The following is a 22,531-nucleotide window of genomic DNA, read 5'->3' as shown; positions in this document are numbered from 1 at the left end:
GCGGTGCTAACAGGGTTCTCGTCGAAACCATTTCGACCGTTTTTACCCTGAGGAAAAATCATGGATATCCCAATCAGTGTTTTAGTCAATCTTCCCCGTGACCCTAGCCAATCCATCCAAGATCTGTCCGACGAGCACCACAAACGCCTGCGCCGGTTCATTCATAAGCGCGTACTGAACCCGGAGGATGCGGACGATATCCTGCAACTGACGTATCTGGAGGCATGGCGTAACCGCCATCACTTCAGCGCGCAGGCGTCCCTGAGCACCTGGATGTGCGGGATTGCGCTGAATTTGATCCGCAATCACTTTCGCCGGCTCTATGCCAAGCCGGTGCATTGCGAGTTCGATGAATCGTTGTCCCACGGACACAACGAAGAGCAGGACCTGGCGCGCCAATTCGAGATCAGCCGCCGGCTGGAAAACACCCTCAATGCGATCCAGCACCTGCCCCTGGAAATGCGCAACACCTTGTATGCCTCACTGGAAACCGACGGCAGCTACCAGGACACCGCCGATGCCCTGGCGATTCCGATCGGTACCGTCCGTTCCCGCCTGTCCCGGGCACGGGAACAACTGAAACGCGCGACAAACTCTCACCCGTTCCAGTAGGAGAGGGACCGCCCAGGGATAGGGCCAACCTTCCGGTTTCAGGCTTTTTTCGAGCGTGGCAACAAAATCGCCAGCACCCCGAGCAGCGGCAGGAACGAGCACAGCGTGTACACGTATTCGATGCCGTGGATGTCCGCCAGATAGCCCAGCAACGCCGCACCAATCCCGCCAAACCCGAACATCAGGCCAAAGAATACCCCGGCGATCATCCCCACATTGCCCGGTACCAATTCCTGCGCGTAAACAACAATCGCCGAGAACGCCGAGGCCAGGATAAAACCGATCACCACACTGAGCACGCTGGTCCAGAACAGATCGACATGGGGCAGCAACAGGGTGAACGGGGCCACGCCCAGGATCGAGAACCAGATCACCGCCTTACGGCCGATTTTGTCGCCAATCGGCCCACCAAAGAACGTGCCCGCCGCCACGGCCCCAAGGAACAGGAACAGATGCAGTTGGGAGCTGGCCACCGACAGGTCGAACTTCTCGATCAGGTAAAAGGTGAAGTAGCTGGTGAAGCTGGCCATGTAGAAGTACTTGGAAAACACCAACAACCCCAGCACCACCAGCGCACCCAGTACGCGGTTTTTCGACAGGCCATGGGTAGCGGCCTGGCCTTGCTTGAGCTTGAACAGGTTCAAGTGGTTGCGGTACCAGCGGCTGATCGCGTACAGCACCCCCAGGGCGAACACCGCGAACAAACCGAACCAGGCCACATTGCCCTGGCCAAACGGAATGATGATCGCCGCCGCCAGCAACGGGCCAAAGGCCGAGCCGGCGTTACCGCCCACCTGGAAGGTCGACTGCGCCAGGCCGTAGCGGCCACCCGATGCCAGGCGCGCCACGCGGGATGCTTCCGGGTGGAAGGTCGAGGAACCGATACCGATCAAGGCCGCCGCCAGCAGAATCAGTGGAAAACTGCCGACCTGGGACATCATCAGAATCCCGATCAGCGTGCAGATCATCCCGCACGGCAGCAGGAACGGCTTGGGATGGCGATCGGTGTAGTAACCCACCCACGGCTGGAGCAAGGACGCCGTGAGTTGGAACGTCAGGGTAATCAGGCCGACCTGGGTAAAGGTCAGGCCATAACTTTCCTTGAGCATCGGATAGATCGACGGCAACACCGCCTGAATCAGGTCATTGATCAAGTGCGCCAGCGCTACGGCGCCGATGATAGACATGACCAACGGGCTGGATTGCCCGGCGGCCGGCGTCGTAGCCACTGAAGGCTGGGAATTGGTAAGAGCCATGAGGAACGTTTCCGTACAGCAGATGGATGCACAGGTGCAGGTGTGACAATGTGCCACTTATTGGGGCAGGAAGGCTATCCCGTTAGCAGGCTAACGAGTAGGTGAATCGATGCAGCGGTCATGTCTTGTAAAGGGCCAGCAAGCTAGTACGCCGACGGTAGAACACCCCAGATCAAATGTGGAAGCGGGTTTGCCCGCGAACGCGGCGTGTCAGTCAAGTACGGCTAACCTGATACACCGCCATCGCGGGCAAGCCCGCTCCCACAATTTAATCTTTGCGGCTTTGGGACCTGCGCAAAACCCAGCCAATGGCCGCCTTACCCGGCGTTTTTGCTTAAACAGTTGATAGCGTAGATAAATTTTCAAAAAAAGCGCTTGACGCTTGTTCGTTCTGAGCGAATAATGCGCGCCACTTGGCTACATAGCTCAGTTGGTTAGAGCATAGCATTCATAATGCTGGGGTCCGGGGTTCAAGTCCCTGTGTAGCCACCAAGTACCGATCCATAGATGTCTACAGCAGTCTATGAATCACCTCAAGAAGCCCGCCTCGTGCGGGCTTTCTTGTGTCTGGAGATCCAAACTGATCCACCCACGTCCTTCACATCCTGTATGCCCCCATGTATGCTTCAATGAAAATTGAACTGGAGGCATACACGGATGAAACGCAGCGATATTAAACGCCGTCCTCTCTCCGATACCGCACTAGTCAATCTCGCTCCCGAAGCGGGGGCCTACCGCGAGCTAGACAGCTCGGGGCTGTATTTCAGAGTAAAGCCTAACGGGCAGAAATCATGGGAGTTGCGCTATAAAAAGCCCGACGGCAAATGGTCGTGGCTCGGGCTTGGCGGGTACCCAGAAGTCAGCGGCGCCTTTGCTCGGCAAAAAGCTGCCGAATTGAGATCGGATGCAGCAGAAGGCAAAAATCCGATAGCCGCCAAGAAAGCTAGAAAAGCTGCGGAGGTAGCAGCAACAAACGAAACCTTTGAAGCGTTGGCTCGTGAATGGCATACGTCTCGCTTGGCTGGCTGGGATGTCGGCACAGCAAAAAGAGTCCTTGGAGCCTTGGAGCGTCACGTGTTCCCTCTTGTCGGAAAACGTCCTTATGTCTCCATCATGTCGATGGAGTGGATGGAGCTTTTGAGAGGGCTCGAACGTCAGGGAATCCTCGAGCAGATGAGTCGCGTGAGGGCGTACTGCAAAGACATTTACGACCTGGCTCGAGTAACCGGCAGGGCGATGAACAACCCCTTAGAGGGGGTTCATAAATTTCTCTCATCGGGAAAGGCCGAGAACTACGCCCATGTCTCCCTGGAAGAGCTTCCCGCACTGCTCAGAGCAATACGATCATACCCACACGCCAGGGATGTCCAGCTAGGCCTCCAACTGCTTACTCTCATGGCTGTCCGCCCCAGCGAGCTTCGAGAGGCATACTGGGCTGAGTTCGACTTTGACAAAAGGCTTTGGACCGTCCCCGTTGAACGCAAAGGCCGTAAAAAAGGGCGTGAACACCTTGTACCACTCTGCAAGCAGGCGCTAAGCGCTCTTACTGAACTACGAAAAATCACGGGAGCGTACCCATTGTTGTTCCCTGGTCGAAGCGATCGAACCAAGCCTCGCAGCGATACCGTTTTTCTGATGGCGCTAAGGCGCCTTGGTTACGAAGGACGACAGACCGGACATGGCTTCCGTCACATTGCCAGCACGGTACTCAACGAGCACGGTTTTCCAGCGGACCACATTGAAGCCCAGCTCAGTCACAAGGCGTCAGGTGTCCGCGGGATCTATAACAAGGCTCAGTATCTGGAGCAACGTACGACAATGATGCAGTGGTACGCCGATCATCTTGACGGGCTTGAAGCAGGAAATATCAGAGCCGTATAAAACTTCGGCCTCTTAGCTTCTTGCCCAGTAAAGAGCGTCTTGATAGGCCTAGCTTGAAGTCGACCATTTAGGCTGCGGGATGACACAGCTTGGTAAGCACTTATCCAAATGGAGCTGACTGTCAGCTTTAACACTTTCACGCCGCCTACGAATTAACGCTGCTGTTAACTCGTAATAGTAAACGGTAGACGGCGCTGAGCATCGCAGGTAGTGCTCCAGAAACCATTTCAAGTGCTTATCTCTCCAAGACCAGGGCGTCGCACATCCCCAGCGCTCCCGAATCGCCTCGCGCATCCTTTCTGCCTGCCTGATGTGCCGCTGCCGCGTGGCATGCGCACCTTTGAGCACAGGGTTCAGAAACAACGCCATGTCGAACTCGGCCGTCATCGCCGGCCTCCGATGTAGGCACTCACCACATCGATGCGGTTATGTCCCAACTCATGACTGATCTGCTCGCGTGCACGTTGATCGAGCTCTCGATCCTCTCGATGACCATGACCGCCATTGACGGGTGCGGGGAAGCCGGTCAGTTGCTCATAGCGCTCACAGGCGTAAGCCGCCCGCAGCTCATGAAAGCCTTTCAATCCATGCTCATGCAAGATGTCCCGTGCCGGTCGCACAACTGCCCGCATAAAGTCTTTGTAGCTTTCGTCGGGCGCCAACAAATTCCGGCTGCCATTGGGTGAGGTCGCGCTGGCCCAATCCAGGGCATCGCGAACTTGATCCGTTACCGTAATCCAGCGCGGTGCCGAGGCCCCTGATCGACCACCTTTGGTGCCATCCTGGATGTTGATCTTGCCCAGTTGCCGAACCTCACGTTGCAGTCGGGGCAGATCGGCCAAGATCGCTTCGCGCAGGCGCATGCCTGTATCCCGGGCGAGGAGCACAATGGCACTCACCCTCGATTGCTGACGATCTGACAGCGCCCGTGCGATCAACTTAACCTGCGCACGGTCTTGGACTTGCGGAGCCTCACTACGCACGCTTGAGCGCTGCAAGCCCAGCGCCTTACTCGGACTCGGGATTTTGACGTACTGATCACCGCGCAGCGCGGCCATCGTTCGGTTCACGCTGGACAGTCGGTTCTGCGCGGTGGCAATGCCGACGCTGCCCTGATCAACCTGCTCCCGCACGTGAACGGCGTACCGCATGAGGATCTCGCGGTCTATCTGGCGCGCGTCGTTGACCCTCGGTCCTTCGTCGGATCGACACCAACTCACGAACGCCTGCCAGCGATCACTATGGGCTTTGACAGAAGCAAAATGGCCGTCGCCAAACAGGTCTTTCAGTGCTTGCGGTCCAGCATAGCTAAGCTGGCGACCGAAGCCGAAATTGCGCCCCGCTCGCTTACCGACCCGAGCCATTTTTCTGCTCCTGATCGACTGCAGTGAGATCATGCAAGAGGGCTTGCCAGTGCGCACTTACAATCGCGAACTGAGCCCAATCACTCGGGCGAAAACACAGCGTGTTGTCGGCGACGTAAAGATGCGCACCCTCCTCTTTCAACCACTGAATAATGGCTGTCGTAGAGGCGATAGCTTTATGGGTGGGGGCGACACTGGCGACAGCGGCGACAGCCCTCGGCCTGCTTGGTTTTGAGCGTGGCGACAAAGTGGCGACAGTAGCGGCGACAAATCGCGCTTTAGGCTCCTTTTGACGCTGAGCCAGATGGTTGCGCAGCGCTTCATCAAGATTAAACATGGCGCACCTCGACGGTGTGGCCATCGGTGATCAACCACTGATGATCAATCAACTCAACCAGCAGCTTGGCGGCATGACGACTGCTCTTGCGGGCAAAGCGGGGACCGTTGCGGTTCAATTCACGAATACTGAAACGCTTCCAATCTTTGACCTGTAGCCATCGCAGCAGCCGGTCTGCCTCTTCTTTTACTCGACACACTGGCTCCTGCTCAGTCAGGCGCTGGATCTCGGTGAGGTAGTAGCCGACTAAAGCGGAGGCCCGCTGGATATGGTCGACCTCCACGACGCTGCTCTCCTCCAAGACTGCAAGAATGCCGGCGACGCGCAGCAGGTTATCGGCCGCCTTTGATCCGCTGGGCCGTACGCTGGCCAACTCGCCAAACTCCCCCAACTGGGCCTCGATAGCATCATGCAAATCAATCCAGCGACGGCGGGCTAACGGACTCAGTGTCAGCGGTGATAGCCGCAAGGCACCGTCAGCGGAAAGTGACCAAGGCTGGTGAAACAGGGCCGAAAGACGGTGGTGATATCGAATTAGGGCGGGGTCTTTGGACAAGTCGACAGACTGGTAACTGCGTTGTCCGGCCAGGCTGGTGGGCCAGGTGATGAGACAGCGACCGAGAATGCCTTGCCCCTGCAGCAATGGGTCACTGAGTAACTGCATGGCTAGATACGGTTGCAGCATCAGGTGCAGGCTTAAGCGTCGATCGTAAGCTCGCAAGCTTTCACCCGCCATAGACCGCGCGCGATCTATCGGACTGCCGTCCCAGAGTGACGACAAGGTCGTAACCGCTTTCAAACGGTTATCTCGACTCATGGTGCTGCTGCCGAGGAATTGTCCCCCTTCATCGCAGAACAACCCCATACTCGGCAGGTCATGGCAGAGCCCTTTGATCAGAGCTTCAATAGTTGGGTCCGTGGTAATCAGCCTCGGCGCAGAGGGCTCCGCTTCGAGCGGTACACCGTTCGCGGAGTCGGGATCGGCAGGGCTGATACGCTGCATCTGGCGCTGTGCGGCGCGGTACCGGGCAAGCTGTTCGCGGTAGCGCTGCCACTGCTCACGCTCCCATTGGCGTGCTGGCAGCAATGCAGATCGGTCTGCCGCCGTTTTACGATCCCCCGAAGCTGCCACCGTGATCAGGTACAGCGAGAGAGGATAATTTCTCCCGTCGAGTTGTAGGCCGGCATGACCTTGGGTAGCCAGCGCCGAGGCAGCCAACACCGATTGTGCAGCCAATGCCTGGGGCACGCCGATGACCTCGGCCATGCGCTCCACCGCAAGCCCAAGAATCCCACCCAGCGCCTGCACCGGATAAGGCTGGGCCACGGGATTCGAGTCAATCAACGGTCGTGGTAGTTCAAGCTTCGGATCTAACTGCTGCATGGCCCTCTCCTCGTTCATTGCTGGTTGTCCTCACGTAGTCCCGCCACGGTTGTTGAGTGTTATCAGGGATCAAGGCCCCTGCGGCCTGTGAGGTGCTCACTGACGCGGAACGAACGGCTCCTTACAACCGGGAACGAGGGCATAACCCCATGAATCTGGCCTTCTTAGTCGCATCCGAAGATGCGGGCGGGTAGAGGCTGTGCCGACTGACGAGTTCGGCACCTGGAGATCCGGAGTAGGAGAAGGCAACGACATGGACACCTGGGGCATGCCTGACTGTCAGTCAGATGCAGCCTTTCCATTGGCTGCGGCACCGGTGCCTGTGTCGTTGCGGATGGCGACGAATCGGATTTGTCAGGTCGATTGTCACGAGGAGAGTTGCGGCAATGCCCTGTAGGACGTGGCTTGCAGCAGTGGTACGAGCGCCCGTCTCTTTCCGGGAGAAAGAGACGGGCGCGGCCTGGCGCAGCGAAGTGTGCCAAAAGGTGAGGTTGCTGCAGCGCAGCGAGGTAGGCCCATCGTCTGCCGCAATGGACAGATCGGTCGAGTAGGCATCCATCACTCTTGGAGAGTGACCGTGCGAGCCGCCGGACGCTAATCGCACTTGGGGAAGATCCACCACGCGAGTGGCGTAGCCTTGAAGGTTCTGGCTACCTGGGCAGGTGCTGTCAATGACAGCGATCTGTGCGCCAATTTTTATACCCACTCGAAAAGGCGGTCAAGCGTCACAGCCAATGCGCTGAGAAAGTGGCGACTGTCGCCACTTCTGTCGCCATTCCCCAGGCCACACTCCACGTGGGTTGTCGCCGGCGTCGCCGCTGTCGCCACACCTATATCCATGCCAAACGAAAAGATCCACCTGACACTGAAGCGGCTCTGCGCCCGATACAGATCACGAGCAATTACTGACGGGTAAAAGAAGGCCGCGCTAATCAAATTTGAAATGAATGGGGGTAGAACGCGGTGGCTGCAAGAAAAAGCGAGTGAACCCTCCGATCGGCGCGATCAAAGATCGCTTGATCGGAGGGTTTGGTGGGAAAAGCAAATCTCAAACGTCAATTACAGACTCAGGCATCAAAGCGGGTTGATTGGCAGGCCAGCTCGACCAGCGAGGACTTCCCGTCTTGGTTCCGCTCCTCATCCATTGAAATCTCTCCATCGCGCCGATTGACCTAGCCCGATTAGGTCATAAATGCCCCCTAACGGCATCCGACGGTTGCCACCTCCGTCAGGTTACCTAGACAAGATCCAGGGGGAAGGTTTTCACTCCAGGGATGATCTCATTTTTATAAAAACTCATCAGGAGAATCATTTTGAACCTCAGCGACCTTCATCTTCGTCTTTGCAAACTGGAAGAAATCGAGCGCATCAAAGAGCTTCGTCGTTTCCGTTTCCCCATGGCCGGGGATCCGGAGATGGATGTGGAGGCGGCCTTGCGTCTGTTCACCGAAGACGGCGTGGCGGAATACAGTGGAAGCATCGGCGCCGCAAAGGGCCAGACGGAACTGCGCGCCTTCTTTGAGAGAGATCCGGTCAATGCCCGCTTCCATCTCTTCGTTCCCGCGTGGGTGAGAGTCAACGATGACTTGGTCTCCGGCACGGGCAAGTGGCTTCTATTGGAAACCGCTAAAGCGCCCAGTTCGCAAACCGGTCGCAATGAGCCGGTCTGGGTCCAGGCAGTATTTGAGGATGAATACACCAAGGTCGGCGACGAATGGAAATTCAAGCGCTACACCTGCGACATCCGAATGTTCTGCACCTATCAGGACAACTGGGGTGAAACCATGATCGATACCGAAAGCTTCTTTAAATAGCGTTCTTTTGAGCGCTTTCTTCTGGACTAGCCGGACAGCTACATCACCCGCCTGACGAACCGCGTTAGCGTCAGCTTAGTGGCGCCCTGATAAGAGTGAAAACAATCTGGAGTTCCCATGGACAAATACAACATCATTATCGTCGGCACAGGGCACGCCGGAGCCGAAGCCGCCATCACACTAAGGAAGAACGGATTTGAAGGCTCCATTCTGATGGTGGGCAGGGACACCCTGCCTCCCTATGAACGCCCACCGCTGTCGAAGGAGTACCTCCTCAGGAAGAAAAGCATCGAAGACATCTATATCCGGCCGGCGAAATTCTGGCAGGAAGAGCGCATCGATCTGAAGCTAGGCACCACGATATGTCGTGTGGATGCCCTGACTCACCAAGTCATCACCGACCAAGGGAAAACCCTTCAATACGATCAGCTGATCTGGGCCACCGGCGGCGACGCGCGTCGCCTTTCCTGCGTCGGAGCCAGTCTGATGGGCGTTCATTCTCTACGCGACAAAGCCGACGTCGACCGCATTATGGCGGAGCTGGAAGGTGGCGAACGTAATGTGGCCATCATCGGTGGCGGTTACATCGGTCTGGAGGGGGCCGCCGCGCTCGCCGAACTGGGTTGCCATGTCACCTTGCTGGAGGCGCAACAGAGGGTTTTGGCAAGGGTTGCCGGCGAGGACTTGTCGGCCTTCTACGAGGCCGAACATCGCGCCCATGGTGTGGATCTGCGCACTGGAGTCCAGGTTGACAGCCTAGAAGGCGACGGGCCGAAGGTCACCGGTGTGCGGCTCACCGACGGTACAGTGATCCCGGCAGGGCTGGTGCTGGTCGGCATCGGCATCATTCCTGCTGTCGAGCCGCTGCTCATTGCCGGCGCTGCTAACGCCAACGGCGTATTGGTCGACCGTCACTGTCGCACCTCACTGCCTGATGTGTTCGCCGTTGGCGACTGTGCGGCCCATGCCAGTCGCTACGCGGGAGGGGCCACCATCCGCCTGGAAAGCGTCCAGAATGCCAACGATATGGCTGCGTGCGTAGCCTCCACCCTGTGCGGCGAAGAACGCGACTACGACGCGGTGCCCTGGTTCTGGTCGAACCAGTATGACCTGCACCTGCAAACCGTAGGTCTCAGCACCGGACACGATCGTACCGTCGTGCGTGGCGACCTGGCACAGCGCCGCTTCAGCATCATATATCTGAACAACGGCCAGGTCATCGCCCTGGACTGTGTCAACGCCACCAAGGACTTCATACAGGGCCGTAAACTGGTGGAGACAAGGGCGTGTGTCGATGAAGTCGTGCTTGAGAATACCGAGCGACCGCTCAAATCCCTAGTGGTCCACAAGCCACTCATTAGAGTTCGGACGCATTCTGCCCAATAGCCAAAAACCGACACGAAAAGCACGATCTGATACTGGCCGCAATCCAATCAGGGCGCGGCTCGCTTCAATCCGTGGTGAATGTGAACACGCCTCGGTAAATTTAAAAATGATATGTAAAACAACAAGGAGAACTCAGCATGACATCACCAATTGGTTCCAATCATCGTTGGCTATCTAAATATCCGGAACTTGGTTCTGGTCCTTTACCCTACGACCATATTCTTTCAGAAGAGTCCTTCGACAAACAACGCGAGCATATATTCAAGAAGTGTTGGCTGTTCGTAGGCCGTCAGGAGCAAATAGCCAAGAAAGGCGATTACTTCGTAGCTAAGGTCGACATCGCACAAACATCGGTAGTAGTTGTGCGCCAACCGGACGGTAGTATCGGTGCCTTCCATAATGTCTGCAAACACCGTGGCAACAAGCTAATGTGGGAAGACTCTGGGAAATGCGGACGTTATTTGGTTTGTAAGTTCCACGGCTGGGCCTTCGACACCTATGGAAACGTGGCCAGCATTCCGGATCAGGAGAATTTCTACGACCTGGAAAAGTCAAAGCTCTCGCTGCACAAAGTCCGTGTCGATGTGTGGCAAGGATTCATCTTCATCAACCTAGATGATGAAGGGACCGAAAGCCTGCGTGATTATTTGGGTGAATTAGCTGACCGTGTAGACGGCTACCCTTTCGAGACCATGCCTACACGCACAATGTGGCGTGCCGATGTGGGCTCACATTGGCGTGTGATAGCTGATGCGCAAGTCGAAACATATCATGTTCCCTATCTGCACAATAACTCCGTACAGGGTGCGTTCAACGGCAAGGAAAATGAACACTGCCACATCCTAGACTTCGAAACCTTCGGCCCTCATCACCTGCTTTCCGTGCCGTTTGACCCGGACTTCCGTCCCAAAGGCGCAGAAGCTCTCGCCTTCCAGTACGGTCCGTCATTGATCAAGACACATGAGGCTGGCACATACCAGATGGAAGCTAAGTTAAACCGGTCTAATGCCAAGAATTGGCAGTTTGATCTATTTCATATCTTCCCCAACTTCAACTTGCTGTTATTCAAGGACTCCTACGCAATTCACCAATTCTGGCCTACGTCGATAAATCGTTCAATCTGGGACGTGATGCTCTACCAACCCACGGCCCGGTCCGCCGCCGAGCTATTCTCCCAAGAACAGGTCAAGTGCGTGTTACGTGAGGCGGTGACCGAAGATGGGGGTACACATGAGCACACACAGGAAGCCATTGAGAGCCGTGTGGCCAAGGAGTTCTACCTCAAGGATGAAGAGATCGCTATACGCCATGGCTACTTCACGATGGACAAGATGATCAAAGAGGGAGAAAACGCAAAATGACCAGCATCCAATTACCCAGTGCCTTTAATAGCCTCCAGGACTTAGTGTCTGACTGGGTCCTACCGACAGAGCAGGCGCGCATGTTCAAACGTCACGCATGTAACTTCGAGGAGATTACGTTCTTCTACGAGCGAATGATGCCGCTGCTTCCGGAAATTCTCGAGTACCTCAACAACGTGGATCCTGGCGACTTATCGCCCAGTGACGAGTTGTTACTGAACCTCACACTGTTCATGGCCGATGCCTCCATGTCGGTGGAAAAGGTCAAGGCGATTCGTAGTGATTCCACCTTCAGGGCCGAACGCTTGGAATTCATCAACTGAAGCGTCTCGCCGGCGCGCCGCCGCCGGCGACTCTAGGGGTAAGCCGTTATGTGCAATGATGTCATGAGAATAAAAGCCTCCAACCTGATCGCTCTGTGCGCGAGCGCGGACGTCCCGGAAGACGAAGGTCTTCGCGTTGAACTGCAAGGCATGCCAACCATCGCGGTCTATCGAGTCAACGATGAGTACTACGCGACCGACGACCTATGCAGCCATGGCGAGGCTAGCCTTGCTGAAGGCATGCTGAAGGGTTTCGAGATTTTATGCCCCTTTCACCTTGGGGGATTCGATATACGGACAGGGAAAGCCACCACCGCTCCCTGCTATACCGACATTCGCGCATATAAGGTGCTCGAACAAGAAGGTAATCTCTATATCTTACAAGAGAGCTAACGAATCAGCACCCCTAGTTATTGGAACGGAAAGCATTATTAACCAAGTATGAATGCAAACCAATTTAGTATTTCCGTGAGCAATTACTGCGACTGTAATATCACGTGAGTAGAAGTAGTTAATTCGTCATGAGGATAGCATCTTGATAAAAATAATAATTGCTCGTATTGATATCTTTATAACACTTGCATCGGCTTCGTGGATTACATTGTGGTTGGTGCTGATCAGTGTGATGGTCCCCGTGGCGGCGCTTGCTCAGACGACCACTCCCAGTGCCAAAACGGCGCTCAAAAACGCTACCGTCAGCGAGGTGGTTGAGCAGCAAACACCGGCGCAAGATTTCCTCAAGTACCAAGCGTTCGATGAACTGCTCGATCGGGGACTGACTACTAAAGTACCGCCGCAGATTGAAACCATTCTCGGTGACAACAGAGGCTTTCGCAGTCGCTTGGCAGAGTATGACATCGGCTTTGAGTTAAGCTCCACCACCATAATTGCCCAGGATCTAACCGACAGCGGCCAACCGGACAATCCCCAGCGCTACAGCGGCCAGAAGTTCACGTTGCAGCAGCAGGCCGTAGTGATGACTGGCGTGTTCGGTCTCAATTCATTAGGCTTGCCCAACTCCAAGCTGGTTGTCAGCGGCCTGGGATTAACGACCAGCTTCGAGCCCTACGGGCCTGACACCGTCACGTTGCGCGGCCTTTCTTACTATCAAAGCTTTCTAGACAAGAAGATCGAGCTCAATGCGGGCTGGACCACAAATTACATGGAGTTCGTCGGTCTATTCCCCGCAGGAAGCATGGTGACCTCAAATGGTCTCTCCACCTTAATTCCGATTCAAGTGGGGCTGAGCGCAGATCCGGTGCCCACGCCCTCGGCGAACTTCACTTTAAATGGCGCAAACGGCTTCTACACTAAGTTAGGCCTTCAACGAAGCGTGAATCCGCGCGGCACACTTTATGAGGCGAAGAACAATAATTCGCTGGGGTTAGAATGGTCCCAGGACGGCGCGGGCCTGCTTACCATCGGCGAGGTGGGGGTGCGTCGACCTGCTATGCCGGGCAGCCGATATACCTGGTTACGTGCAGGTGCCATAGACAACGATTCGGACTATGCTCGTTTCGATGGCCAAGGCTATTCCGATAACGGTGCCCTGTTCGCGGCAGGTGATTTGCAATTGACACAGCGCAACCAATCAATGCCGTTTAGGGGCTTCTATGTGGGCGCCAGCGCTTTTACCGCCCCCAGCGATGTGAACGTATATACTGACACTTTCGAGTTGCGCGCCTACGACATTGGTTCCCTAGACAGCCGGCCTATGGACACCACCACCGTACGTTTGGTCTATAACAAGTTCGGCGACCCGGCACAGCGCGCTATTGAAGCCTCCGGTCTATATGCGAATGAAAGCCAGTTTCAAGCTATCGTCAGTTACTCCGCCCGACTCAGTTCTGGCGTTTATATTATCCCCACCCTTACATACACAGATAATCCCTCCTTTATTGGAGACTTCAATGAAGCGATAACCGCTTCAGCAGTACTGTACCTGTCCTTCTAACCTCTCGCCTCTTCGACCCTGGAAGGGAGCGAAGGGACGCTTGTCAGGGTCGTACAGATTGATCACACTGCCTGAAAAACAATAAATCCAGGCTGGAGGTAATCCCGTGATGAATACTCAGCTTAACGTTCAGGCTCTCCCTGGCTCGCAGCCACTGCCATTGTCCCGGCATCCATTGTATTCTACCAGCAACCTTGATACCGCCCGCAGCCAACTCGCTAGCACCCTATTGACGGGGGTGAGCCACAGTAGCAAAGCGCTCGATGGGTTCTCCCTTCAGTTCCGCGACAGTCCCTCTGATTTCGAATACACGCACAACGCCGTGGATTTGGCGGATATCTCCATCAACGCCATTTCCTACCGCGCACCTGTGCTTTTCTTAAATGTATTCAACCAGAGCGACGACTACTTCCTAGTTCTAGTACTAAAGGGCAACTGCCACGTCTACGACGGCGAGATAGAGTTCGACGTAAGGGAGAATGATTTTTTTATTTTCAACATAAATCAGACCATCAATGCTTGGACTAGTCCTAGCTTCCAGGAGATCGTCATCCGTGTTAGTGGGGCGCGAATGCGCTCGGCCATGCGGCGGATGGTGGATCGCTCAATCAGCATACCGTTGAAGTTCGACAGCGTGGCGTCATCGGTCGGCGCTGCGGGCAGCAGTCTGGCGCGCTTTGTTCATCTGATGTGTCTGGAGATTGACAATCTAGGTTCTGTATTCGGTTCGAGGATCCTGGTGGACAGCTACGAGAGTATGCTTGTATCCCTGATGCTCACCCTATTGCCGCACAATTACAGCGACTGGATCGCCTGTGGCGTTCTTCCGCCAGCACCTTACTATGTTGTGCGCGCCGAGCGTTTCATTCTCAATCACCTCCGGGACCCCATCGGGTTGGACGATATCGTTCAAATTTCCGGAGTTGGTAGCCGCACACTGCAGCGGGGCTTTCGCCGATTCCGACGCCTCAGCCCTATGGCGTTTCTCAAGGAATGCCGTTTGCAGTATGTCCGTAAATGTCTGCGTGAGACGGAGATGCGGGGACGATCTATTTCGAACCTCGCTAGGGAGATGAGGTTCGAGCATTCGAGCAAGTTCAGCAAGGCCTACAGTACTCGTTTCAACGAACTGCCGTCCGAAACACGGCGACGCTCCATAGATCCGGATCTGCCCTAAATGGGACTCAAAAAATCGGGTTGTAGCCTGGAATACGGCTCGTATCCCGGAGTTTTGATCGCTGACCTTAACCACCAGCGCTGTTTTTAGAGTGAATCGCACTAGGCTGGAAAACTGTAGTTATTGGCGGGTAAGCAACGAAGGGACGCTGAAAGGAAGTGAGTAGATGACTTTTTATGAACTAAGTCATTGCTACCGCTAACGGAGCCTGTCTGCTACAGACTCCGCGCCTGTCGATAGAACTCATCAATGCGCCAAGAGTAGTGATGCATCGTGAATGCTTGTGAATTACATTTGAAAATGATCAACTACCTTCCTCTCTTAGTGCCATCTAACATCTATTTAAAAGTTGTTTTAGTGCCTTCCTAGCATGAGCGACTGGTTCGAAAGGAATGACGTAACAAGGGTGGAAGTTTGTATTAATAAAACTGCCTGCTGGCAACGTCCCGGCCGACCAAGTTACAAACAGTCTAGGGCACATCGCCTCCAAGCAATGATTTTACGTTTCGACTATTTTGACGAAAAACGCTCGTCGTAAAATTAGTCACATAACTCCTCTTCAAAAGTTTGGAATTGCAGCTTCCAGGCGTCGTTTATTTTGATCCAGCATTCAATGAAGTTAATAGTCCTCACTCCCTGCGAGTCGGTGAGAATAGCAACTCCACTCACAGACGCAATATTGCCAAGCTCCCTGACTTCAAGCTCTTTCTCTTCTCTGCGTATTTGAGAGTAAGCTAGCGGGTTGCTGTTTTTAAGCACATTAAGTTTTCGCAACTGATGAGGCTTGTGAATAAGTTTGCTACCATTAGTCGAAAAAAACCAATCAGTTTCAAGGTAGTCTAGCTGATGAGTGTCTAGAGAGTAGAATGCACTATACCACTCTTTTCTCATGAGTTTGAGGTTTGACAAAATTTTCAAAGTATTCTCTTCAGATCAATTTCTTCTTGTATACGCTCGCTGTATGCAGCATGGGTTCTTATCGCCTCGTCAATACCAGCGTTAAAAAACACAGAGCCTATATCTTTAGCGATGAAATCTACAAAAAAATCTGCATCAAATTGGCCGAGGTTGAGATCAAAATGCTCGCTGCAGTATTTTTTCAGTAGAAGGGCAATAACTTCGCGCTCTTCGTTCGATATTTTAATTGCTGACATCTTTTGTCCTTATGTCTGGCAGGCTAAATTTTACAAATCGCCCTTGTTTGCAATCTTCAATTATCGCTGCTTCCCAATCGTCAATATTGATTTGTGATAAACAGGAATGAATGATGCCCTGAAGTATAGAGTTTGCCATAGCGTCGCGGTGGTAAGCAATTGGCTCCCTCATTTCCGGATATTTTGCGAGGGAATCAATAACTTTTTTAATGACGTCGATTTTTCGCGGCCTGATAACGGTAAATGAAATATGAAGAGAGCGCTCGCTTTCCGTGCTGACATTGTGCCAGTACCCAGCGGGTAAATAAATTGCTTGGCCGGGAGAAACGGTGACGCTCATTAGAGGTTTTCCAGTGGGCGGATTAAGTTCGAAACATTTGTCGGTTTGCAGCGGATAAATAAGAGTTGGTGGGTATATATCCCATGTTTTAGAACCTTCAATTTGAACCGCAATCACATCATGATTATCAAAGTGAATGCCAAAACTCGGAATTGAACTCCAAGCGCAGTAGAGGTTGGCTCCGGATCGGCATTGCAGTTTTTCATTTAGATAGTTGGTGGCCGTCATGACCTTATTAAAAAAAGCCTGGCATCTATCGATAATTAATGTGCTTCCAGACTGCAAGTTTTTTAGCAGGCTGTAACGATTAACGTGAGGCGCTGCCTCCCCAGTAACAGACAGAGTGTAAGTCACAAATCCCCGGTAGCCGCGAATTGCAGGATTGCTGTCATTGGCCAAGCGAACCCGAGGATAGTCGAGAATGTCTTTTTCAAGAAGTAGGTTAACATCATCCCAGCTTAGCAGTTCGGCCCCATGAACAGTACTAAAAACAAACGGCTTTTTCTGAAACGCTGTCTCGGTGAATTCTTCAATACCTTCCAGTTCGAATTTTGTGTTTATCATGTGTAGCTCACTGTTTGATTTTTTGGAATGACGGTAATTGTTTGGTCGTTTACCTCAAGCTGTAATGCACTGGGGAATGATCGTAGAAACTCTTGGTCATGAGTGATGATTAAGACCTTGAACGATTTTGCATAGGCTTGAATAATCTCTTTAAGCGCCGCTATGGAGGTAAAGTCTAAGTTGGATGTGGGCTCATCCAGTATTAACAGATTGGATTTCCTCAAAAGCGCGATTATAATATTTAATTTTTGTAGCTCACCTCCCGACAGGCTCCCACCCAAGTTGCTTACAGCCTGTGAAAGGGGTCTGTTAAAATTCAGTCGGCTGGCGAGCCTTTCAAATTCCTCTTCGTCAAATCGTCCAAGTAGAAATTTGATATTATTTGATATAGTGTCATTCAACAACGTCAGCGATTGCGGGGCTAGAGATAGACAAGGCGGAGCAATACCATAGTCATCATTCTTGCGCGGCAAGCCATTAATTAAAATGCAACCATCGTCTGGTTTATCAATCCCAGCTATTATTCGAATGAGCGAGGTTTTCCCCGCGCCATTTCTCCCGCGAAGAAATACTGGCTGCCCAATCGTGATTCTTATTAGGCCATTCAAGTCATTGAAAATAGCATTGTCGCCCTTGCTCTTGCATACATTGTCTAGCTGAATTGATAGCTCTTCCGAACTGGGCAATCTGTTCTTATTAACTGTTGCGTAGTGTTTTTTGTGCTTTGAAAGTTTTTCATTGAGAATCTGAAAGTCTATCCGCGCTCTTGATACGGTGCGCCAAAGCGCTCCCATCCGATTTAGGGGAAGAAATACCTGAAAAAGAAATGTTGCGAGCATCAGAAGGCTGCCGAAGGTTATATCCCCTTCGGCAAAGGCACTTGATGCGGTAAGCAGAATTAATGCACTGCCTAATGTAGAGAGGAAGGACGTCAAAGCACCGAATCTGAAAAATTCATTTCTGATGGTCTGTTGCGCCTTACCATACTTTGCTATAATTGTTCTATACCTTTCCTCGCTTCGCGGGGCTGCGTTATATATTTTTGCTGGCAAGATCAAAGCGCAAAGCTCGTGTAGCGATGCACTCATTTGCTTTTTAGTTAATGCTACGTTCCTCACTAGAGGGAAACGTGCGCTTGTCATTTTTATGATGAAGCATACATACAGTGTAACGATTAATAGGAATTCAAAGGCAATGACGGGCCCTAAATAGAAAAACACCGATACAATGATAAATAATGTTTGAAAAACAACAGGAGCACTATCACTCCAAATAGTGCGGATATAGGTACTGATTGAGCCCATCGCGGCCTCATAAGCAGATATCATCTCTCCTCTACTGTGCTTTTCCATTTCGTCAGCATAAATTGAGTTGATCTGGCGGAAGGTTTCATTTCTGATTCTTGCTTCAGCGTTGATGCAGTACCCGTGTACCACTAACTCAATTAACGCATAAATCATGGGCATGAGAAGTCTTATGGCAAGAAAACTGCCACAGAAAATAGCTATGCCCCAGGGGACGAAAAATAAATCTTTATTATCTATTGAGTATTTTACTAACAAGCCAAATGAAATGAAGAGGAAGGATGCAAGCAAGGTCAAAAGAGCGGCTGTTAACTGCCTTGCCATATTGTTTTGCAATATCTGCTTTTCAAGTCGAATCATCCTGGCTCCAACGCTGGCAATTTAAGTAAAACTGAGTTTTTCGATAGCCCGCTAGGCGCGGGCTTTGAATAATTAAGCGTGATGTGGAGAAGAATTGCAGGCACACCCTGCACCGCAACCCGAACCTGAACATCCACAAGTGACGTTGAGAATTGTCCTGCTATCCATTATGAATTTCAGTATATGATCTTTAGGCATGGCAAGTATTTCAGAAGTGATCTGGCTTGTGCCTTTCCCACTGGCCTCACTGGATACCAGTGGTTTTCTAAGAGCGTTCAGGTTTTCGATGCTATATTTATGGGCATATTGTCCGAACCACTTTATCACGGTGTCCTCACCAAGAATTTCTTTGGTTTTTAGTACTTGTGCTCGAAATGAATTTTGTTTGTAGGCTTCAAAGCTGATGTTGGATCGGGAGACATGCTTTATTTCCTGTTGCAGCATTTTTCTCGTAAACGGGAAGTGATGGAGAAATCCGCCCAAGTACTCTTCGCAAAAATGGTAATATTGATCGGTAAATAGAAGAAATGTATGCCACATCTCATCAATTACTTGCATTTGTTGATAAACGGAAATATCAAAGCATTCTGTCTGGCATTGAGCTGCAAGAAAAATGAATTTCTTGGTCTCTTCGAATATGTCTTTAGCTTCGTCCTGTGAGACGCTCCACTCCTTGCAAAACTTAATAATAAGGTCGGGGTTTTCGTACTGCATTATTTTTTGCAGAGAGGCGACTTTAATGGGCGAGTTACTTACATTACTAGAGATTTGTTGTTGTAACATTTTAAACTCCAAAGATTTGTCGATGAATTTTATTATGTCCTGTAGTTTTTAATGGTGTAGCACTCCTTGTGCATTTTTGAAGTCAATTTTATGCGATAAGTAATTTATGGCTTCGGAAATTATTTCGACGAGCGCTTTGCCGCAAATCAAATTTACTAAGTTGTTGTCCGCTCAGAATTTTGGGTTGTCGGTTATGTGTTGTACGCTGTGGCAAATTTCCACAGGATCGCTTGCTCACACAACTTGTAGAGTCACAGAGGCTAGCAAGTAGCTTAACGACCTCAACCAACTCTACATGTTGCGGTTTGGGATATGAAAAGTGTACGAATATCATGCTGCAATCCTTTGCATTGTTGGCTGGCTAACGCCACAAAAATCGTGGTGTTATCAGAAATAAGACTGAGAAATTCCTAAGCATTACTTCCTTTTTCGTTCAAATTTTTTTAAACAAATGGGTCTGGTACAAATTACTCGTTCTTAGGAGGCGCTTTTTTATCTCTATCCGATGCTAGCAACGAAAGCTGTGCTTTTTAACTGCGACAATATGCCGCGGATGTTAATGGGTGAGCTAACTTACGGGTATTACAAAAATCGGTGCGACAGTACGTCGCATGCAGCGGCTGTTCGCCCTTTACTCCCAGAGCCGTGAGCCTATCTGGCTCGTAATGCCACTCCGAGGCAATGGATGGCATGTTTTTGGTAGATCAGTCCGAGGGCTGGAACGTCGTTTTGTCGAGACGCGCGACATTTTGCCAAGACCAGGTAAAAGAGGAGCATTCGTTGAGATCCCCGCAGCATGTATGCCTATATGTATGCCTAACTCGATTAACAGCTAGAAAGCACTTTAAATACAGTAGGTTATGACTTTGGTTCAAATGACTGTGTAGCCACCAAGTACTAAAAACGGCTTACCGAAAGGTAGGCCGTTTTTTTATGCCCGCAGAAATCTTCGAGAGCAAGCCCACGAGCTACTGACGCTCGTGGGCCCTGGCTTAGCTACCCCTCAAAAGTAAGTGGTCGCCCCGGCAAAGAACGCACGGCCCGGCACATAGAACGTCGTCGAACCATCCCGCGCATCTTCATCCAGCAAGTTCTGCACGCCACCATTCAACGTCAACCACTTGGTCACAGCCAGGTTCGCCGTCAGGTCGTAGGTGGTGTACGACTTGACGAAGTCATTGCCAATACCCCGCTGTTTGCCGACATGCTGCGCCGACAGTTCGGTGTTGAGCTTGTCGGTGACTTGCCAGTTGAGCGCACTGAAGGCAGACAACTTGGGCGCGCTGATCAGGTCCTGGCCGGTGGACAGGTTTTTGCTCTCCAGCATGTAGGTGGCGTTGGTGCGCCAGTCCAGGGAGTCGGTCAGCGGGACGCGAACCGAGCCTTCCCAGCCACGGGTCCGGGCTTCTTCGACGTTTTCCAGCATGGTCCACCAGCGGCCCTGGAACTGGCCCAGTGGCGCGTATTCGATCTTGTCTTCGAAATCGGTGTGGAAGTAGGTGAGGCTGGCCTCCCAACCGTCACGGTCGAAGGACACGCCAATCTCCTTGTTGACGCTGGTTTCTGGCGACAGGTTCGGGTTACCGGCCATCCAGCAACTGCCGCTCACGTAACCCAGGGGTTTCAACGAACCGCAACCGCGACCGCCGGACTCGGTGGCGGCACCGGCGCTGCCCTCTTTCAGGCTGGGCGCACGGAAGCCCTTGGACACACCGCCGCGCACGGTCCAGTCCGGATGCGGATGGTAGACCAGGTACGCTCGCGGGCTGTTGTGGTTGCCATAGTCTTGACTGTGGTCGAAGCGGTTACCCAGGGTCAGCGCCAGGTTGTCGAGCAGGTACAACTCATCTTCGATAAACGCGGCCGAGTAGTCGCCCTTGAGCGAGGAACCGGAGACTGCAGCACCTTGATAGTCCACGGGCACCGTGCCCAGGGTGTCGCTATTGGTCAGCTCTTCACGCTTCCACTGCCCGCCCACCGTCAAACGCTGATCGAGAAGGAATTCAAACGGGATGTTCAGGCTGCCTTCGGCGATTTTTTCTTCGGCGCTGGATTTGCCCCAGTCGATGTCGTTCTTGAACTTGTTCAGGTACAGGTCCACTTTCGACGTACCGAAACTCCAGTCGCCCGTGTGGGACACGGAATAGCTGTCGCGAATCAAACGGCCGGGACCGAAGCCCTCACCCAGGGTTTCACCCCAGTCACCAAAGGTCTTTTTGCTCGACCAGGACCGCTCGACGCCATGCACAGCCTCGAACGACAGGCTTTGCTCGTCATTGATCTTCCAGTCGAGCAAGGCGTTGACGCTGTGGTCCTTGGCACCGCCCGCGCCGTCGCCATACATGAACTCGCCATCCTTATCCAGGCGCGCGGTGACCTCATCGGCCGCACGGCGGGTGAGGTTGGCACCCAGGCGCAGGCCCACCGACTCGGTCAGAGGCCCGGACAGGTTGAGACTGGTCTGGGTAGTCTGGCCGCGGTCGGAATCTTCGGGAATCGTGGTGTTGACGTTGGCCGAACCGCTCCAGGTGCGCGACACCTTGCGGGTGATGATGTTGATCACGCCGCCCATGGCATCCGAACCGTACAGCGAAGACATAGGCCCGCGTACGATCTCGATGCGCTCGATCATGTTCGGGGTGATCCAGTTCAGGTCCTGGCGCGCCAGGTCGCGGCGATAGCTCAAGTCCCCCGAGCCGCCGAGGCGTTTGCCATCCACCAGGATCAAGGTGTACTTGTCGTCCAGGCCGCGCAGTTTGATTTTCGACTGCTCGCCCACCGGCCCGAAGCCACCGGTGACACCCGGCACACGCCGCAGCAGGGTGTTGAGGTCATAAACCGGCTGGCGCTCGATTTCTTCGCGGGTAATGACGCTGACGCTGGCCGGCGCATCGCGCAGGTCGGTGGCGCCGCCGGTGGCGGTGACGAACGAGGTATCAAGTTCTGTGACGGCGTGTTTATCGACCTCACCAATCTCTTCTGCTTGCAACGCCGGGGCGGCGATCAGCATGCCGACGGCCAGGAAAAGAGAACTGAAAAGATAGGGGGGATTATTCATTGCAAACAGTCCTTGTTGAGCCGGCATGCACCAAGACGGAGCACTAAAGGCTGCGGAGTGTAATGCAAATCCTTATCATTTAGAAAAGCATTTATGACAAGTCCGATACAATTCCATAC

At 52.9% G+C, this 22,531-nt stretch carries 19 protein-coding genes, 1 tRNA gene and 1 pseudogene; 10 read left to right on the top strand and 11 right to left on the bottom strand.

Features of this window, described 5'->3' with window-relative positions:
* The first annotated feature begins 60 nt into the window (after positions 1-60).
* Positions 61-612 (top strand): RNA polymerase sigma factor, encoded by a 552-nt coding sequence (locus C5F71_RS17295; RefSeq protein WP_029295739.1) that lies wholly within the window; start codon positions 61-63, stop codon positions 610-612.
* Between the two features lie 38 nt (positions 613-650).
* On the opposite strand, the gene C5F71_RS17290 is transcribed toward C5F71_RS17295, so the two are convergent.
* Positions 651-1,868 carry an MFS transporter gene (locus tag C5F71_RS17290; RefSeq protein ID WP_032857819.1) on the bottom strand — a complete coding sequence of 406 codons (1,218 nt, stop codon included), beginning with the start codon at positions 1,866-1,868 and terminating at the stop codon, positions 651-653.
* A 415-nt stretch (positions 1,869-2,283) separates the two neighbouring features.
* Here C5F71_RS17290 and C5F71_RS17285 point away from each other — a divergent pair.
* Both C5F71_RS17285 and C5F71_RS17280 read left to right on the top strand, forming a co-directional pair.
* Positions 2,284-2,360, top strand: a tRNA-Met gene (locus C5F71_RS17285).
* Positions 2,361-2,525: 165 nt separating this feature from the next.
* Positions 2,526-3,749, top strand: coding sequence for a tyrosine-type recombinase/integrase (locus C5F71_RS17280; RefSeq protein ID WP_104911601.1), 1,224 nt, complete (start codon positions 2,526-2,528; stop codon positions 3,747-3,749).
* Between the two features lie 138 nt (positions 3,750-3,887).
* Here C5F71_RS17280 and C5F71_RS29340 read toward each other — a convergent pair.
* From C5F71_RS29340 to C5F71_RS17260, 4 genes and pseudogenes are all read right to left on the bottom strand, one after another.
* Positions 3,888-4,136: pseudogene (locus C5F71_RS29340) on the bottom strand (hypothetical protein); the annotation flags it as partial.
* Entirely contained in the window at positions 4,133-5,113 is a 981-nt protein-coding gene (locus tag C5F71_RS17270) for an integrase domain-containing protein (RefSeq protein ID WP_104911600.1), read from the bottom strand. The pseudogene C5F71_RS29340 and the gene C5F71_RS17270, both read right to left, overlap by 4 nt.
* Positions 5,097-5,450, bottom strand: coding sequence for a hypothetical protein (locus C5F71_RS17265; protein ID WP_092488537.1), 354 nt, complete (start codon positions 5,448-5,450; stop codon positions 5,097-5,099). Before C5F71_RS17265 ends, C5F71_RS17270 begins: the two co-directional genes overlap by 17 nt.
* Entirely contained in the window at positions 5,443-6,834 is a 1,392-nt protein-coding gene (locus tag C5F71_RS17260; protein WP_104912635.1) for a YfjI family protein, read from the bottom strand. The genes C5F71_RS17265 and C5F71_RS17260 overlap by 8 nt, the downstream gene beginning before the upstream one ends.
* Before the next feature lie 1,313 nt (positions 6,835-8,147).
* On the opposite strand from C5F71_RS17260, the gene C5F71_RS17255 reads away from it, so the two are divergent.
* From C5F71_RS17255 to C5F71_RS17225, 7 genes are all read left to right on the top strand, one after another.
* The gene (locus C5F71_RS17255; protein ID WP_158682864.1) at positions 8,148-8,648 is read left to right on the top strand and encodes a nuclear transport factor 2 family protein; all 501 of its coding nucleotides are present in this window, start codon (positions 8,148-8,150) and stop codon (positions 8,646-8,648) included.
* A 117-nt stretch (positions 8,649-8,765) separates the two neighbouring features.
* Positions 8,766-10,034 (top strand): NAD(P)/FAD-dependent oxidoreductase, encoded by a 1,269-nt coding sequence (locus C5F71_RS17250; RefSeq protein WP_104911598.1) that lies wholly within the window; start codon positions 8,766-8,768, stop codon positions 10,032-10,034.
* Positions 10,035-10,171: 137 nt separating this feature from the next.
* A complete protein-coding gene (locus C5F71_RS17245) occupies positions 10,172-11,395 on the top strand; it encodes an aromatic ring-hydroxylating dioxygenase subunit alpha (protein WP_104911597.1) in 1,224 nt (407 codons plus the stop codon).
* 80 nt (positions 11,396-11,475) lie between these two features.
* Positions 11,476-11,718, top strand: coding sequence for a hypothetical protein (locus C5F71_RS17240; protein WP_158682863.1), 243 nt, complete (start codon positions 11,476-11,478; stop codon positions 11,716-11,718).
* Between the two features lie 48 nt (positions 11,719-11,766).
* Positions 11,767-12,111, top strand: a complete 345-nt coding sequence (locus C5F71_RS17235) for a non-heme iron oxygenase ferredoxin subunit (RefSeq protein ID WP_198426414.1) — start codon at positions 11,767-11,769, stop codon at positions 12,109-12,111.
* A gap of 142 nt (positions 12,112-12,253) precedes the next feature.
* Positions 12,254-13,672 carry a carbohydrate porin gene (locus C5F71_RS17230; RefSeq protein ID WP_104911595.1) on the top strand — a complete coding sequence of 473 codons (1,419 nt, stop codon included), beginning with the start codon at positions 12,254-12,256 and terminating at the stop codon, positions 13,670-13,672.
* 109 nt (positions 13,673-13,781) lie between these two features.
* Positions 13,782-14,849: an AraC family transcriptional regulator gene (locus C5F71_RS17225; protein WP_104911594.1), complete on the top strand. Its 1,068-nt coding sequence runs from the start codon at positions 13,782-13,784 to the stop codon at positions 14,847-14,849.
* A 540-nt stretch (positions 14,850-15,389) separates the two neighbouring features.
* On the opposite strand, the gene C5F71_RS17220 is transcribed toward C5F71_RS17225, so the two are convergent.
* The 6 genes from C5F71_RS17220 to C5F71_RS17195 all read right to left on the bottom strand — a co-directional run bounded on the left by C5F71_RS17220 (position 15,390) and on the right by C5F71_RS17195 (position 22,412).
* Positions 15,390-15,767 carry a nuclear transport factor 2 family protein gene (locus C5F71_RS17220; protein ID WP_205885382.1) on the bottom strand — a complete coding sequence of 126 codons (378 nt, stop codon included), beginning with the start codon at positions 15,765-15,767 and terminating at the stop codon, positions 15,390-15,392.
* The gene (locus C5F71_RS17215) at positions 15,764-16,003 is read right to left on the bottom strand and encodes a DUF2164 domain-containing protein (protein ID WP_104911593.1); all 240 of its coding nucleotides are present in this window, start codon (positions 16,001-16,003) and stop codon (positions 15,764-15,766) included. Before C5F71_RS17215 ends, C5F71_RS17220 begins: the two co-directional genes overlap by 4 nt.
* Positions 15,990-16,907 (bottom strand): JmjC domain-containing protein, encoded by a 918-nt coding sequence (locus C5F71_RS17210; protein ID WP_104911592.1) that lies wholly within the window; start codon positions 16,905-16,907, stop codon positions 15,990-15,992. Before C5F71_RS17210 ends, C5F71_RS17215 begins: the two co-directional genes overlap by 14 nt.
* On the bottom strand, positions 16,904-18,571 hold the full coding sequence (locus C5F71_RS17205) for an ABC transporter ATP-binding protein (protein WP_104911591.1): 1,668 nt from the start codon (positions 18,569-18,571) through the stop codon (positions 16,904-16,906). The genes C5F71_RS17210 and C5F71_RS17205 overlap by 4 nt, the downstream gene beginning before the upstream one ends.
* A gap of 72 nt (positions 18,572-18,643) precedes the next feature.
* Entirely contained in the window at positions 18,644-19,354 is a 711-nt protein-coding gene (locus C5F71_RS17200) for a hypothetical protein (RefSeq protein ID WP_104911590.1), read from the bottom strand.
* A 1,003-nt stretch (positions 19,355-20,357) separates the two neighbouring features.
* Positions 20,358-22,412 (bottom strand): TonB-dependent receptor domain-containing protein, encoded by a 2,055-nt coding sequence (locus C5F71_RS17195; protein WP_092233465.1) that lies wholly within the window; start codon positions 22,410-22,412, stop codon positions 20,358-20,360.
* Positions 22,413-22,531 lie beyond the last annotated feature (119 nt).

Source organism: Pseudomonas sp. LG1D9, assembly GCF_002949995.1.
Taxonomy (GTDB): Bacteria; Pseudomonadota; Gammaproteobacteria; order Pseudomonadales; family Pseudomonadaceae; genus Aquipseudomonas; species Aquipseudomonas proteolytica.
This window is presented reverse-complemented; position numbering and strand designations above follow the sequence as displayed.